Source organism: Fundidesulfovibrio putealis DSM 16056 (assembly GCF_000429325.1).
GTDB lineage: Bacteria > Desulfobacterota > Desulfovibrionia > Desulfovibrionales > Desulfovibrionaceae > Fundidesulfovibrio > Fundidesulfovibrio putealis.
On sequence record NZ_AUBQ01000016.1, the window covers coordinates 79,445 to 94,476 of the forward strand.

Below are 15,032 nucleotides of genomic sequence, written 5' to 3' on the forward strand. Positions count from 1 at the left end.
AGCTAGTCGCCCTGATCGTCGGAGGTGAGGGCATGCGCCCACCTCCGAAGTGGATACCATGGCTGACTACGCGATCAGAAGTGCAGACGAGTGCTCACTGACCGTCATCGAGTATCTCCAGGAAAATAAGGGTTTGGTTCAGAAGCTGCGCAGCGATTTCACCAAAGGTGACGGGGCCGGAAAACGGATCGGTGGTTTTGCCCTCCAGCCCGGAATAGAGGTAGTTCAGGATGCAGTTGCATGAGAATACGACCTTATCCTCCGTGATCTGTTGTTTTGTGCCCAAGTGCTCCTTGAATGCTGTTTCGTAATTGGAGACAGGGCGGGCGTGCTTGTAGACAACGTCTTTGAATACTGGAGCATAAAACGTCACTTCTTCAGATACGTCGTCAACGTTCTGGAAGCTGGTGTTAGCCATGATGCCGTTATAGTTGGCCACAAGCGGGAGCTTGGTGTCGAGTCTGTTTTGAGTGATGTATGCTGCGAGATTGTCCTTTTCTCCGTTGACGAAAACAACCCTGGCGGAAAAACCGTCAACCGGAAATGTCAGGCTGTCTCCGTCGCCTTGTTCGAAAAGATTGATGATGCCCAACTTGGCCGCTTTCCCAGGGATCAAATCCGCATGGAGCACGAGCGCCCCTTCGCTAAAGGCCGCGCCGGTCGTGCCGTTGTAGACTTTCGGGGTGATCTCGCCCAACTCGTCCAGGTGAACGCCGGATATCCACCCCACAAGAGGGCGTTTGCCGAAGTCTTGATAGCGGGGGGCGTTCAAGGCGAAAGCCAGGTGCGCGATGCTGCGGGCAGGGATGATGATGAAGCTGAATGAGTGGTCCGCCCCATCCGTGAATACCTTGGACAAATTGTTGTGATCGTAACGGACGATCTCCATGGTCTCAACCACGTCGCTTATGTCCGTGGCGAAAAGAGCCGTGCGGGACATCATGCCGCCCTGGTCGTGGGTGATGAAATAGGGGATCGTTCCGCCTATCCAGTTGCCCTTGGGAAGTTTGCGCAGCACATTCTCATCTCCGGCCAGAAGCAGCTTGTGTCCCTCTTCGATTATCGCCCTTGCCTGTGCGACGGTAAGGATGCATTGCCTCATGGTTCCTCCAGTCAGAAAATGATGGCGTATGTCCGCATTTGTCAGAGTTTGGTTTGTTTCGCCTGGTTCCGTCTCAGATCGCTTGGAGTGGAACCAGGACATTCATCTTGTCCGGGAGCTTGAAACTCTCGCGCATTTTGGAAATCCTGAGCAGGGCGATTTCAGTGATCTCCTGGCCTTTGGCCATGATCAGAAGATTGCTGTCGTCGAAAATGTCCTGGCGCAGAATCATGCCAACGCGAACCTCCTTGAATGGGACAAGTCTGGGTACGAAACCGTCATCGCTGAAGACCATCTCCTCGAATCCCTTGAACACCAAGGGAAAATTCGCAGCCCACTTGCCGCGCATGGACTCTATGGCGGCTTCCTTGTCCACGCCGAGCAGGTCGAGGTCATCGTATTCCAGGCACAGGTTCAGATACACCGCGCCTTCCGGCAGCCTCGCTATCTCCGGGTTTGTGAAACAGTCCAGCTGGTTTCCGATAATTTCTCCCACGTCGTTCATTCGCGGTATCTGGGAAAGAAGGGTGGTGGCCACCGTGGCGTGCATGCGATAAATCTGGGCTTCCTCCGGCGTCAGCTGCTCACCGCGAAATCGCTTGAAGATAATGTCCTGGGGGACCGCCACCATGCCTATCTGGGAGAGCATTCCCGCCAGTTCGAGCTTCAAGGTGTTGGTCAGTCCGAGCCTTTTGGACAACGCCATGAGAAGCCGCTTGACCCGCTCCCCCCGACTGAAGGCCTCAGGGCTGACAAGGTTGAGAATATCCACGAGTACCTTGATGCACCCGCGCAATGTCCCCCGCAGCAACTCCTTTTCGGCTGTTACCAGTTTGTATTGGGCAATCCCGGCATCCAGGGCGCGGATAAGGATTTCCGCAGGGCAGGGCTTGGTCATGAACCGAAAGACGCTCCCCTCATTGACTGCGGCCATTGCCGCATCAAGGTCACCATGTCCGGTGAGCATCATCCTTACGGTGGTGGGCTCCATATCCCTTACCTTTTCCAGAAAACGGACCCCATCCATGCCCGGCATCCGTAAGTCCGAGATCACAACAGCGAACGGCCCCTGCTCTTTGACAGTCTTAAGTGCCTCGTCGGGGCCGCCGGCCACGACGATGTTATAGCGGCGGCAAAGGCCGCGACGCATTGAGTCCAGGAGATTCGTGTCGTCGTCAACTATCAGGATTTTAATGTTCATCTGAACAGACCTCCGTTAGCGCTGCCTCAGCGTGATTCTTCCAGCCAGGCAGGCGATCAGTGAAACCGAAGTGATCAATTGCGTCAAGATTCCATCGGTCCTGGTCATAGTGAGGGTTCTCCACGTTCATTTCATGGTCCAGGGCGTTGGCCACATGGACAATAGTTGCATGAAGAGGAATGTCTCCAGAGTACTGCATAAGATGGTGGTGGTGAAAAACACTCGTAATGGTCTTGTCAGGAAGACCCCATAGGCCTAGTAAGTATGCGCCAAGTTCTGCGTGGGTGCATTCAAGTTGGTCGCGTTCGGCTCTCCAGATTGCAATATTATCTTTCCTGCATGTCGCTAGAACTGATTCGTACATGTCTTGCGCGGAACATAACAGGATCAACTTTCCTACGTCGTGAAGAAGGCCTGTCACGTAGAGTTCGTCTTGTTCCGCCTGGGTCAATCCCTCCGCCCGCGCCAAGGCTTTGCATATACACCCTGTACTGAGGCAGTGCTTCCAAAGGCGGTCAAGGTCGTATCCCTTATGCTGTGTTGCATCGAACCTTGAAAAGAGCTGCACCGTGAGCACAAGTCCCGATATCACGTCCAGTCCGAGCAAGTTCACCGCGTGGGCGGGGCTCGAGACCTTGGTCCGCAATCCAAAAAACGCCGAGTTCACCAGTTTCAGCATGCTGACCGACAGCCCCATGTCCTGGGAGATCAAGTCGGAGACGAGCTTCATTGAGGGCTCAGGCGCGTTCAATTCTGCCAATATGCGTCTGTGAATCTCAGGGAGGGTGGGAAGCGTGTCGATCCTGGTTATCAGCTTTTGCACGCAGGGGCTTACAAAAACCTCGCGCAGGGTGACAACGCGCTCAATGGCGCGCTTCAATTCATCGGACTGAACGGGCTTGGCAAGGAACTGGTGGGCATAGCGGGATGCCTTCAGGGCAAGTTTATTCCCTGAGTGCCCGGAAAGCACGATGCGGGTTATATCAGGGTGTCGAGCATGAACTTCCTCAAGGAGCTTTCCGCCGTCCATGTCCGGCATAAGCAGGTCCGTGACGAGGATGTCATGCTTCTTTTTCCCCAGTATGTTGAGTGCTTGAAGCGCGCCCAGGCAGAACGTCATGTCCCAGGCTTGGCGCATGGGATAGAGCATGCGCTTGAGCGCATCCAGAATGTTAGGCTCGTCATCTACAAATATGATTGAGGGCTTCATTGTAGTGTCTCATTTCCTTCCTTTTGGAGGGGAAAACGCAGGAAGAATGTCGTGCCATGGCCAACTTCAGAGCGCACATCAATGGAGCCCCCGTGCTTTTTCACAACGATGTCATGGCAGAGAGCCAACCCTTGCCCCGTGCCTTTCCCAACCTCTTTGGTGGTGAAGAAGGGGTCGAAAATGCGGTGAAGATTCTGCTCGGGGATGCCGCATCCCGTGTCAGCCAGGGACAACACGAACCATCTCCCATCGCGCCTCGTTTTGACAGTTATGGTCCCCTTGTCTTCGCGATCGTGGTACTTTTCAGTATTTGCGTGGCTGGCGTTCACCATTATATTGAGGAGCGCCTGGTTGAAATCGCCGGGAAAACAAGAGAGAAACTGCATTGAAGGATCAAGATCCAGCTGGATTTCCGAGTGGTATTTCCATTCATTGCGGGAGATCATGACAGTATTCTGAATAGCTTTGGGCACGTCCAGCAGGCTTTTTTCTTCTCCGCCGACATGAGCGAATCGCTTCATGGCGCTGACGATTTCAGCCACGCGGGCTACCCCCTCGCGGGACTGGGTCAACGCCTTGGGCGCTTCTTCCATGAGGAATTTCAGGTCTGAGTCGCCGCCCGTGGTGCGTTCTGCTTGTTGCGCAAGAGCAGCGGACAATTCTGCCCATGCTGATTCCAGGAAGCTCAGGTTGTCCCCGATATACTGGATAGGAGTATTGATTTCATGAGCGATTCCAGCAGCCAGGCCGCCGATGGATTCCAGGCGATGTGCCAGCGCGAGCTGGCGCTCCATGGTCTTTCTGGCGGTAATGTCGAAAAAAATTTCGAAAATGAGGAGTTGGTTGGACCGCATCACGGAGATGACCGTCTTTATCACGGGGACGGTTGTTCCGTCCAACCGCTCAACCCTGTATTCCTCATCGTTTATGTTGCCATCAAGGAGCGGACACGATTCCTCGACTGCACCATCTCTTTCTCGAGTCCACTTGAAACTGCGGCAAGGTCTGCCAATAATAGCAGCCTTTGGTTCACCCAATATCTTCTCGGCAGCCTCGTTGACATCAACTATGGCAAACGTCTTTGGGTCGACGATGATAATCCCCGCATTAATGCCCTCGAGGATCTTTCTGAGAGTGGCCTCTCGCTCTGCAATCTCACTCTCAGCACACTTTCTCTCGGAAATGTCTGTCATGATGGCGATCAATCCCCTGACGTTGCCATCTGTGTCCATGAAGGGGGCCTTGTTGAAGATGATGTCCCGTTTCTCTCCATTGGCCGTTGTGGTTTGTGTTTCGTACGAAATTGCAGTTCCTGTTGCGTACATCTCTATTTCTTTGCTGGAGTGGAAATCGGCAGTTTCACGAGGAAGCATGTCGTAAGCAGTTTTGCCGAATATATCATCTTTTCCTGTTCCACGAAGAGCCTCATAGGCTCGGTTGCACCGAATGTAACGACCAGAGACATCCTTAAGGTAGAGCGGAGAGGGGATTGTGTCGATAAGTGTATTCACGAATTCAAGTTGGTCGCTTATCTCTTTTTCTAATCGTTTCCTCTCGGAGATGTCCTTTTCCACGCGGAGCAGGTATGATTTCCCCCCTGTTTCAATGGCCGCGAAGGTGCTCTCCAGGTAGACATCCTTCCCGAATGAACTGGTGAATCTATTGTCCGCCTTGACCGTGGTCCTTTCAGCCAGAACACGTTCCGCCAGTTCAATGCGTCCCGTCTTTTTCCATGTGTCGAGTTCACGGAAGTTCTGCGCGAGCAGGCCATCCACAGTGCCTCCGAGGAAATCTGCAAGTGTTTTGTTTGCCAGTGCGCAGCGACCGCTTGTTGCGCTGTACACAGCAATACCTACCGTGGCGTGTTCCAGAATAGTGTTGTTGAATGCGAGCGCCTTCTTGAGTTTTTGCTCATAGCGCTTCCGGTCGGACACATCCCGTATGACCACACTGGCTCGGTCCCCCAGTGAAATCCCAGAAATGATTGCCGAGGAAATCTCGCCTTCGAAAGTACTTCCGTCTTTTCGGTTAAAACGGAGTTCCCCTTTTGCTTTGCCGAACTGATCTCTTTCTTGGATAAGCTTGGCAGAGCGATTGTCTGTTGGGTCAACAAGGCCTTTGCGACCAGCCTGCTGTAGTTCCTCGCTTGTCATTCGGAACAATCCACATGCGGCTTTGTTCGCATAGTGAATTGTACCGTCTGTAGAGGTAAGAAACGTTGCATCCAGGCTTGTGTCGACAAGAGAACGAAATATGTGGCTGCTTTCCGCAAGCTGCTGCTCAAATTGCTTGCGGAGCACAAGTTCCCAAACCCCTTTGGAGAACAGTTCAAGCTGGTGAACATCCGTTACAGTGTAGTCACTCTTCTTGTTGCCCACACCGATAACCGCAACGATAGCATCGTTGTGAAATATCGGAATCGTAAGAAAATTTTTCAGGGCAACATGGCCTTCAGGCTGCCCTCGTTTAAGCGGGTGGGGAGCTGGGTAGTCGTTTACCATGAGAGGCTTTCTCATTCTCACCGCTTCGCCCCAGAGCCCTGTCTTATCCAGTTCGTAGCTTGTTTTCTTTTCAACAACCGCACATGAAGCCATGGCCGAGTTTGACCAGGAATAGAGCGTGAAAAGACGTGTGGCCTCGTCATAGAAATAGATATAGCCAACGTCGCTTTCCGTGATCGACAGGGTTTCTTCGAGGGCAGAATCGAGGATTTGGACAATGGATTGGTCTGAGACCCGGTACAACCGGATGAAGGCTTCTAGCGTTTTGTTCGCTGAGGATGCGCAGACGTCATCGTTCCGGTGATTGGGCAGTCTTTCGGTCATCCGGCATCTCCCAGGTCTTACGCATTCGTCTAATGCAGTGTTATTGCGACTGATTATTATCATCGGGTCGATGTGATTCCCAGCCTTGCTCCGGGATCTTCACATAAGGGCTGTGTCCATAGATATATCCACGTTAGCCTGATTTCTGTTCATGCGCTAGGGGCTGAACGTTTCGTATGACTTTCTCTTCCTTCATCGACGCGCCCAGCCCAGAAAACAGGAACCCCTCCCGGCTTGACCGGGAGGGGGTTGCGCGAAGTCTGAAAGGCGGCCGTAGCGCCCGACTTCTGAGACTCACGCTCGAAGAGTCAGGGCAGACGGCACATTTCAGGCCAGCGCCTTGCGCGCCCCGGAGGGGAGCTGCGTCTGCGCGCCGCCCTCGTTCTTCATGGCCGTGATGAGGTTCTGGAGAACCTGGGCCTGATGGGCCAGGTCCGACACGGCCTGGGCGGCCTGAGTCATGGCCTGGGCTGTTTCCGAGGAGATGGTGCTCACCTCCTCGATGGCCCTGTTGATCTCTTCGGATGCGGCCGACTCCTGCTCCGAGGCCGTGGCGATGGACCGGACCTGATCGGACGCGGTCTCGATGAGGCGCACGATGGACCCCAGAGCGTCTCCGGACTTGTTGGCCTGGTCCGTGGCCAGCTCGATGGTCTTCACGGTGCGCTCGACGTTCTGGATGTTCTTGGAGGTGCCGTTCTGGATGCCGTGGATGGCGTCGCCCACTTCCTTGGTGGCGGCCTGGGTCTTCTCGGCCAGCTTGCGCACTTCGTCCGCCACCACCGCGAAGCCTCGTCCGGCCTCGCCTGCACGGGCCGCCTCGATGGCGGCGTTCAGGGCCAGCAGGTTGGTCTGGTCCGCAATGTCGGAGATGACGTTCAGAATCTGTCCGATGCCGGAAGCCTGTTTGCCGAGCGAGTCCATGTCCGACTTGAGCTCCACTGCCTGGATCTGCACGTCGCCGATGCCCTTGACCACCTGGGTGACGATGGCAGCGCCCTCCTCAGCCTTGGACTTGGCCTCCTCGGTGCTCTGCGACGATTGCGAGGCGTTTTTCGCGACTTCCAGGATGGTGGCGTTCATCTCCTCCATGGCGGTGGCGGTTTCCGATATGCGCCTGGCCTGCTGCTCGGAGCCGTGGGATGACTGCTCGATCTGCGCGGAGAGCTCCTCCGAGGCCGAGGTGACGATGGCCACCACGTCCTGAAGCTGCTCGGCCGCCTGGAACATGCCTTCCGCCTTGGCCCGCTCGGCCATGGCCTTGGCTTCCTGCGCTTCGGCGGTGGCCTGCCGGGCGGCCTCGGCTTCCTTTGCCGCTTCTTCGGTTTTGCGGTCGGCCTCGGAGATCTTGGCCTTCAGGTTCTCCACCATCTTGATGAGCACGGCGTAGACGCCGCCTGAGCCGGAGACCGGCTTGAACTTCAGGTCGAGGTTGCCGCCTGCGATCTCGGTGGCCACGTTCTGCAGATAGCCGGGGTCCTCCCCGAGCTGGCCCAGCACGTTGCGGGTAAGAAGCAATGCCAGCAACGTTCCCGCGGCGATGCAGACGCACAAGGTCAGGATGATCCAGAACCTGCCGGAACTGAAGGCCTCAACTGCGTCTTTGGCGCTGTCCTGGCCGCCTTTGATATTCACGCCAACCAAGATGGTCAGATACTTCTGGGCTTCCCGGAAAACCTGCCGGGAGTCGCCGGCAATGAGTTTCCCTGCTTGTTCATTTTGATTGCTGGATGAAAGTTCCATGATGGTCTTGGACAATCCTACATACTTCTCCCAGGCTGCGAGGAACTTGGGGAAATTCTCCCTCTCCGCAGGCTCCGTCATCAGGGGCTCGTATTGCTTGATGAGTTTCTGCACCAGCTGGAGAGTATCGGTCATTTCCTTTTCAAGCTGCCTCATGTCCGTTTCGGACGTCGTGAGAATATGAAGCATCTGGGTTCGCCTGAAACGGTTCGTTTCCGATTCAATTTCACTCACCACCTTGATGGTCGGCATCCAATTCGTGGCCAGTTCGTTGGCGTCCTTGAATATGCTGGCCATCCCGAAATAGCCCACTGCTCCCAGAAGACAGGAAGTAAGAAGGATGAATGAAAAGGAAAGGATGAGCTTGTGCGAGAGTTTCATATCCCCTCCTGCTGGGATAAGATGGGGAGGATAACCTCAACGAACCTGGTTATCGCGAAAGGTGGCTGCCTGCCGGTGCGTCCCTCGGGACGACTGAGAGGAGAGATTGATTAGCCATACATCCGAATCGGAAGTATCGGCAACGAAAAAGACGGATTCCGACCCTGAAGAGCTGCGCGAGCGCCCAAGGAATCAGGAACGCGGGAGTGCGTTTTCCCTCACGAAGGCCCAAATGTCGTCCGCGTGCCGGGGGAACTGTCCGGCAAGAACCTGTGGGTCGCCCAGTTCCACGTCAGGAAGCTCCACACCGGGCCATTCCGTTGTTCCCAGCAGGGCGAACCCGCCGCCAGGCTGGAGGCGCGTTATGTGGAACGTGCCACCTGGGATGAAGAGTTGCGGGCGCATTCCCGAGAGCAGATCCGGCCCGGTCGTGAGTTTCTCGCCCGTGCCGTCCGGATAGAGCAGCAGCGCCTCCAGCGGGCTTCCCAGGTAGTGATGGTACATCTGGTCGCAGCGGATGCGGTGCAGCGCAATGTGAGCGTTCGGAGTGACCATGAAGTACAGCACGGACCCCAGGGGGCGCGGTCCTTCGAATCCTGCTGGCAGCGCCCCGCCGGGAACCGCGTGGGCGCTGCGGTAGGTCTCCGCCACAAAACCGCAGGTGGGGTGCTTCTTGAGTCCGAGAACGCGGATGATCTCTTCGGGCGTGAGCGGCATGCGGGTCTCCTCGCGGGCGCGTGCAGGATAGAGGGTGTTCATACCGTAACCCCATTTTGCGCCGGGAGGCAAACCACCGGGCAAGGCGCGGCAACAAAAAAGGGGAGGCCAGATGGCCTCCCCGGTGATTGCGTGCTTGCTGGATGAAACCGCTAGCGGTTCATCATGTCCAGGAATTCCTTGTTGCTCTTGGTGCCGCGCATCTTGTCCAGGAGGAACTCCATGGAGTCGATGGAGCTCATGGGAGCCAGGAACTTGCGCAGAATCCACACGCGGTTGAGCTGGTCCTCGGGCAGGAGCAGTTCTTCCTTGCGGGTTCCGGAGCGGTTGATGTCGATGGCGGGGTAGATGCGTTTTTCGGAAAGGTGGCGGTCCAGGTAGAGCTCCATGTTGCCGGTGCCCTTGAACTCTTCGAAGATGACTTCGTCCATGCGCGAACCGGTGTCGATGAGGGCGGTGGCCATGATGGTCAGCGAACCGCCTTCCTCGATGTTGCGCGCCGCGCCGAAGAAGCGCTTGGGGCGCTGCAGGGCGTTGGCGTCCAGGCCGCCGGAGAGCACGCGACCGCTGGAGGGGGTCACGGCGTTGTAGGCGCGGCCCAGGCGGGTGATGGAGTCCAAGAGGACCACCACGTCGCGCTTGCGCTCGACCAGGCGCTTGGCCTTCTCCATGACCATCTCGGCCACCTGCACGTGGCGCTGGGGCGGCTCGTCGAAGGTGGAGCTGACCACCTCGGCCTTGACCGTGCGCTCCATGTCCGTGACTTCCTCGGGGCGCTCGTCGATGAGCAGCACGATGAGGTACACGTCAGGGTTGTTGGCGTTGATGGAGTTGGCGATGGTCTGGAGCAGCATGGTCTTGCCGGTGCGGGGCGGGGCCACGATCAGGCCGCGCTGTCCCTGGCCGATGGGGGCCATGAGGTCGATGACCCGGGAGGAGTAGTTCTTGTCCCCGTTCTCCATCACCAGACGGCTGTCGGGGTAGAGGGGGGTGAGGTTGTCGAAGAGGACGACGTTCTTGGATGCTTCGGGGGGCTGGAAGCCGATTTCGGAGACGCGCAGCAGGGCGAAGTAGCGCTCGCCCTCCTTGGGGGGGCGGATCTGGCCGGAGATCACGTCGCCCTTGCGCAGGCCGAAACGGCGTATCTGCGAGGGGGAGACGTAGATGTCGTCGGGGCCGGGCATGTAGCTGTACATGGGGGAGCGCAGGAAGCCGAAGCCGTCGGGCAGGATTTCCAGCACGCCCTCGCCGAAGATGGAGCCGTTCTGGGAGGCGCAGTTCTGCAGGATGCCGAAGATGAGTTCCTGCTTGCGCATGCCGCTTGGGTTCTCAACGTTGAATTGGACGGCCAATTCCATGAGTTCGGGCATGCTCTTGAGCTTTAGGTCGGAGAGATTCATCGAGGACTCCGTGAGGATGATGACGAAGGCTGGAGGGTTTGCGCCTGGGCACGTGGCCCGGTAGGCGGTGTCGGTGCGTCAGTAATTTCGACGCAATGGGGAATAATCACGGTTTTGGGCATGGTGACTCGCCGGAAGACGAAAGCGATACGTTGTCGGGGGATCGTCTGGCTCCTGCGGCAAGCCTGAAGACTCGCCGGATGGCGTACAACACGGCCTAACAACTTAGCCTTGTCTCACGAATTACCGTTTTAATGCAACACAACCGACTGGGCCGTCAGACGCGACACGTGGCAAAGACTGTTTTCTGCTTCAGTGCATACAACGCTTTGCTGGTGGTTTGCGACGAAAAGTGGCGTGGTTGAATCAATGGCTTGCCCAATGGCTCCATATCTCATTTTGAAGTGGTGTCAAGGGCGAGGCCGGGAGGTCCGAAAAAAAGTGGCTCCAGTGGGCATTATTCGGGGGTCTTGGGCTTCAAGACATCCTCGAAAAGGGTGTTGATCTCGTTCTTGACGTCGTCCTGGGGGATGTTCAGCGCGTAGGCCACTTCCAGGGTCAGAAGCCCGGTGGCCTGCTCCAGCAGGCGGCGCTCGCCGAAGGAGAGCTCCTTGCCGCCGCCAATGAGCAGCAGTTCCTTCAGGACGTAGGCCACGTCGGCCAGGTCGCCGCTTTTGAGCTTCTCGGAATACTCGCGGTAGCGCCGGTTCCAGTTCTGGCCGGTGTAGCCGGTGAAGGTGGAGCGGTCCTTGAGCGATTCCATGATCTGCGTGGCTTCTTCCGCAGGGCAGACGTGGCGCAGGCCCACGTTGGAGGCGTTCATCACCGGCACCATGAGGGTCACGTTGTTGGTCAGGATGCGGACGATGTAAAAATTAACCAACTGGCCGCCAACGGTCTGGGACTCGATGCGCTCGACTTTGCCCACGCCCTGGGCCGGATAGACAACCAACTCATCCAGTGAAAACACTTGGGAGATACTCCTTGCTGTGAAGGGCGGCCAGCGTGGACGCGTGGATCTGTCCGCCGGAACCGGGCCGGTCTGAAATTCGGGACCCGGAGTGCAGCGAACCGCGCACTGGCGAGGACGTGTTACGGCACGGTTGACTTGTTACCCCATGTACGCCAAAGAGTCTACCCTTGCTCGTCCCGCCCGGGGCACGCGTTGAACTGCCCCGCCTCGCGCATGGCCGCGTCCAGGCCCTGCGCCAGATACAGCCGCACTGCGGCCACGGACGCAGGCAGCACCTTGGCCACGATGCCCTGTTCTTCGGCGCGGAAATCCTGCAGCACGTAGCTGGCCACATCCATTTTCCCTTCCGGGCGTCCGATGCCCAGGCGAAGCCTGGCGAAATCCTGCGAGCCGGTCTCGGCCGCGATGGATTTCAGGCCATTGTGTCCGGCCAGTCCCCCGCCCATTTTCAGGCGCATGCGCCCCAGCGGAATATCCAGCTCGTCGTGAATGACGATCAGGTCCGCCACCTCCAGCTTGTAGAAACGCAGCACCTGGGCCACGGCCTTGCCGGAGAGGTTCATGAAGGTCTGGGGCTTGAGCGCCAGCAGCTCGGCCTCGATGCCGGGCAGGCGCAACGCGTGAAGCTCGCCGTCCTTGCCCATGGAGAGCGGGCGCGCGGTCCCGGCGTCCAGCAGGGCGTCCACGGAAAGAAACCCGTAATTGTGACGGTTGCGGGCGTACTTGGGGCCTGGGTTGCCAAGGCCTGCGATGAGCATCTTGCGCGACGTGGATGTGTTCATGATGTTGGGTGGCCGGGAGAGGGGGTTGCTTCGGAAGGTTGGCAAAAAAAGATAATAACCCAGCAACCCCTCGCTGGCAACCCGGCAGGCTTGAAACCTGCCGGGTCAGGGCCTGGAAGGTAAAGCTCTGAAGCCTAGTTTTTACCCAGGTCCGGCCATCGCGCGGCAATGGCCTGGCCTATGGCCTCGTACCCCGAGGCCGTGCAATGGGTGTCCCCTGGCTGGTAATAGAGGCAACGTTCTGGAGACGCCGCGAGGATAGGGGCAAGATCCAGCACCTCGAAACCGTGCCGGGTGAAGGCTTCCAGCGCGACGGCCCGCACCCGCTCCAGGGACTGGGCGATCTTGGGGAGGTCCTGGGCCATGCGGCTGCCCGGCTGGACCGCCGAATAGTCTACGTCCTTTGCCAGAAGCGCGGGGGAGGCCGGGATGAGCACGATCTTCATGTTCAGGCCCCGTGCCTTGAGCGCGGCCATTTCGTCCACACACTGCAAAGCCAGGGGAATTTCGTGGTCCAGGTTTTCCTCGAAGAGGTAGGTGGCGTAACCGGGGTGCCAGGAGACAGGCATGTCCCCGGGTGTTTTGCAGCTCATGGGAACCGGAGAGTAGGCCCCGGTGGGCGCTGCGAAGGCCGGGCGAGCTCCGTAGGTGCTCAGCAGGTACTTGCCCCAGGCCCGCAGGGGGCCAAGGAGCATCTGCCAGGCCAGGGCGTCCTGCGAATACTGCTTGCGAAGCGAATAGAGGGCCATGTCCGAGGTGAAGTCGTTGCCGAGATAGACGAGCACCACCACGTCGCGGCCCTTGAACCGCTGGTCTTCCGGGAGGCCCTGCGTGAGCTTGTCAATGATTCGGACGTACTGGTTCAGGCCGTAGCCGCCGTTGCTGCCGCTGTATGTCGGCGTGCCGGTGAGGCGGGAATAGACGGCCGGAGGGGACAGGCGGGTCCCGACTGATGCCCCGTTGCAGAAAGAATCGCCCACGAAGAGCAGCCGTGCCTGGCTTGGCAGGATGGAGTTGGCGAATCCCAGGAAATCGCTCGCGATGTCGTCCGAGGCTGTCTGGACGGTCTCGCCGTAGGCCAGATAGGAATCCATAGTGTAGACCGGGTTTCGCGGCTCGTTGGGGGCGCGCACGAAGCCCATGAGCCATTCGCGGTAGAGGGGGTGCGAATTCGCTGACACCACGCCTGTGGAGATCAGCTGGTCGCGCTTGGCCTCCGGCAGCATTTTCAGAAGGCTCCAGGGGGCATGGAATATGGCCGCTGCCAGCAGGGTCAGGCAGATGTAACTGGCGAGGGCGAAGCAAATGGCTTTTCCAATGCGCGAGGTCAGATATTTCATGGGAGCCTCATGATGCCGAATGCCTTGGTAGTCAAGCGAAGATTCCATGCAGTCCCGGAATGGACAGCCTGAGAAGGGGAGGCGATGCGCGGTGATGAGGTTACAGGATGGTTGCCGGGTTTGCGGGTCAATCTTTCATAAAGTCGGCGCGAGGCTGCTGGCAGGGACAAAGATGCCGGGGCCGCCCACAGGGCGGCCCCGGCATGGGGGCGAAGTGTTTCATTCTCCGGCCGTCGTCGGGATGGTCTGTCTATTGGGTCGGCTTGCCGGCGCACCGGACGCTGTCGGGATAGGCCGCCCTGGCGTCGCGTTCGGCTGAAGCGATGTCGCGAAGACCAGGAATGCTGTTGAAGGACTTCTCGATCAGGTCCTTGTTGGCCTGCGTGCTATATACGGAAAAGTCGGCTTTGCCCTTCACGGGCGATTCGATGTCGATGAACAGCGCCTCGGAATCGCATGCGTAGTCGAACACCTTCATGTCCACAGTTCTGGTGTTCTGATTTGTCGCGGTCTTGTAATGGATCATCATGTTTTTGATGTCGTACACGATGCTCCAGCGCGAACCCCACTTGTCGCCGTCCAGCCTGGTGTCGGTCAGGATCGAATACGCATACGCGACAGGGTCGCCGCTCCCTTTCCAGTCCCGGACCATCTTGTTGGCGCGCGCGAATCTCGGCAGCGAGTTCTCGAACGGATTGCCGTCGAACGGAGCTTTCGCCTCTCCAGGATTATCCCTGGCGAACGCGGCGGATGCCTCGTACGGGCTGTTGGTGAGCACAGGGAAGGGGAGGTCCTTGCCGGTGTAGTGCCTCATCTTGCCGTCGATGAACTCGATAACCGCGACGTTGCCCAGCCGGTCGGCCACCAGGAAGTGAACCACCCTGGGGTAGAGAAAGGACATCCTGACCGCAGCGTCGCTGGCGACGACATCCGCCACCGTGGCCGAGTTGTCCATGTGGTACTGGACCCACTGCTGCATGATGAGGCCCGGCCTATCGTCTTTCTCGGCATACTTGCCCTGCGGCACGAGGAGCGACTCGATCACCAGGCCCGCCTCGTTCATGCCTCCCTGAGCGAACTCCTTGCCCAGCATGTCGAAGGTGACGCTTCCGAACTTCGATGTCCAGGACGTGGCGACCTCGGGGGAGGCGATGCGCGACGTCTTGGAGACGTTACGCTTGTTGACGGTGACGTGGGCGCTGCCTGCGCTGTAGTCGAGATTTTTCCCGAAGATGAGGTTTCCGGAGTCGTCCTTGAAGACAAATGTGGTGCAGGCCATGGGGCGTTCGCAGAGAAAGAGGACGAACAGGGCTGCGGCCAGGAGAACTTGAAACTGCTTCTGCATGGTGCTTGCCTCG

11 protein-coding genes are annotated in these 15,032 nt (G+C 57.9%); all 11 read right to left on the bottom strand.

Going from position 1 to position 15,032, the window contains the following annotated elements; genetic code table 11:
• Nucleotides 1-94: 94 nt before the first annotated feature.
• The gene (locus G453_RS0113960; protein WP_027191559.1) at nt 95-1,102 is read right to left on the bottom strand and encodes a DUF6976 family protein; all 1,008 of its coding nucleotides are present in this window, start codon (nt 1,100-1,102) and stop codon (nt 95-97) included.
• A gap of 73 nt (nt 1,103-1,175) precedes the next feature.
• Complete coding sequence (locus G453_RS0113965; protein WP_027191560.1) at nt 1,176-2,303, bottom strand: HD domain-containing phosphohydrolase; 1,128 nt, start codon at nt 2,301-2,303, stop codon at nt 1,176-1,178.
• Nucleotides 2,293-3,513: a response regulator gene (locus G453_RS0113970; protein ID WP_027191561.1), complete on the bottom strand. Its 1,221-nt coding sequence runs from the start codon at nt 3,511-3,513 to the stop codon at nt 2,293-2,295. The genes G453_RS0113965 and G453_RS0113970 overlap by 11 nt, the downstream gene beginning before the upstream one ends.
• The gene (locus tag G453_RS26435) at nt 3,510-6,338 is read right to left on the bottom strand and encodes a PAS domain S-box protein (protein WP_051272427.1); all 2,829 of its coding nucleotides are present in this window, start codon (nt 6,336-6,338) and stop codon (nt 3,510-3,512) included. The genes G453_RS0113970 and G453_RS26435 overlap by 4 nt, the downstream gene beginning before the upstream one ends.
• 327 nt (nt 6,339-6,665) lie before the next feature.
• The gene (locus G453_RS0113980; RefSeq protein WP_027191562.1) at nt 6,666-8,462 is read right to left on the bottom strand and encodes a methyl-accepting chemotaxis protein; all 1,797 of its coding nucleotides are present in this window, start codon (nt 8,460-8,462) and stop codon (nt 6,666-6,668) included.
• Nucleotides 8,463-8,654: 192 nt separating this feature from the next.
• The gene (locus G453_RS0113985; protein WP_205620072.1) at nt 8,655-9,221 is read right to left on the bottom strand and encodes a cupin domain-containing protein; all 567 of its coding nucleotides are present in this window, start codon (nt 9,219-9,221) and stop codon (nt 8,655-8,657) included.
• 110 nt (nt 9,222-9,331) lie between these two features.
• Complete coding sequence (gene rho, locus G453_RS0113990) at nt 9,332-10,579, bottom strand: transcription termination factor Rho (protein WP_027191564.1); 1,248 nt, start codon at nt 10,577-10,579, stop codon at nt 9,332-9,334.
• Between the two features lie 457 nt (nt 10,580-11,036).
• The gene (locus tag G453_RS0113995) at nt 11,037-11,549 is read right to left on the bottom strand and encodes a CarD family transcriptional regulator (RefSeq protein WP_027191565.1); all 513 of its coding nucleotides are present in this window, start codon (nt 11,547-11,549) and stop codon (nt 11,037-11,039) included.
• A 164-nt stretch (nt 11,550-11,713) separates the two neighbouring features.
• Nucleotides 11,714-12,334 (bottom strand): aminoacyl-tRNA hydrolase, encoded by a 621-nt coding sequence (pth, locus tag G453_RS0114000; protein ID WP_027191566.1) that lies wholly within the window; start codon nt 12,332-12,334, stop codon nt 11,714-11,716.
• 134 nt (nt 12,335-12,468) lie between these two features.
• Entirely contained in the window at nt 12,469-13,674 is a 1,206-nt protein-coding gene (locus tag G453_RS0114005; protein WP_027191567.1) for a hypothetical protein, read from the bottom strand.
• A gap of 250 nt (nt 13,675-13,924) precedes the next feature.
• The gene (locus G453_RS0114010) at nt 13,925-15,019 is read right to left on the bottom strand and encodes a linear amide C-N hydrolase (RefSeq protein WP_027191568.1); all 1,095 of its coding nucleotides are present in this window, start codon (nt 15,017-15,019) and stop codon (nt 13,925-13,927) included.
• Nucleotides 15,020-15,032 lie beyond the last annotated feature (13 nt).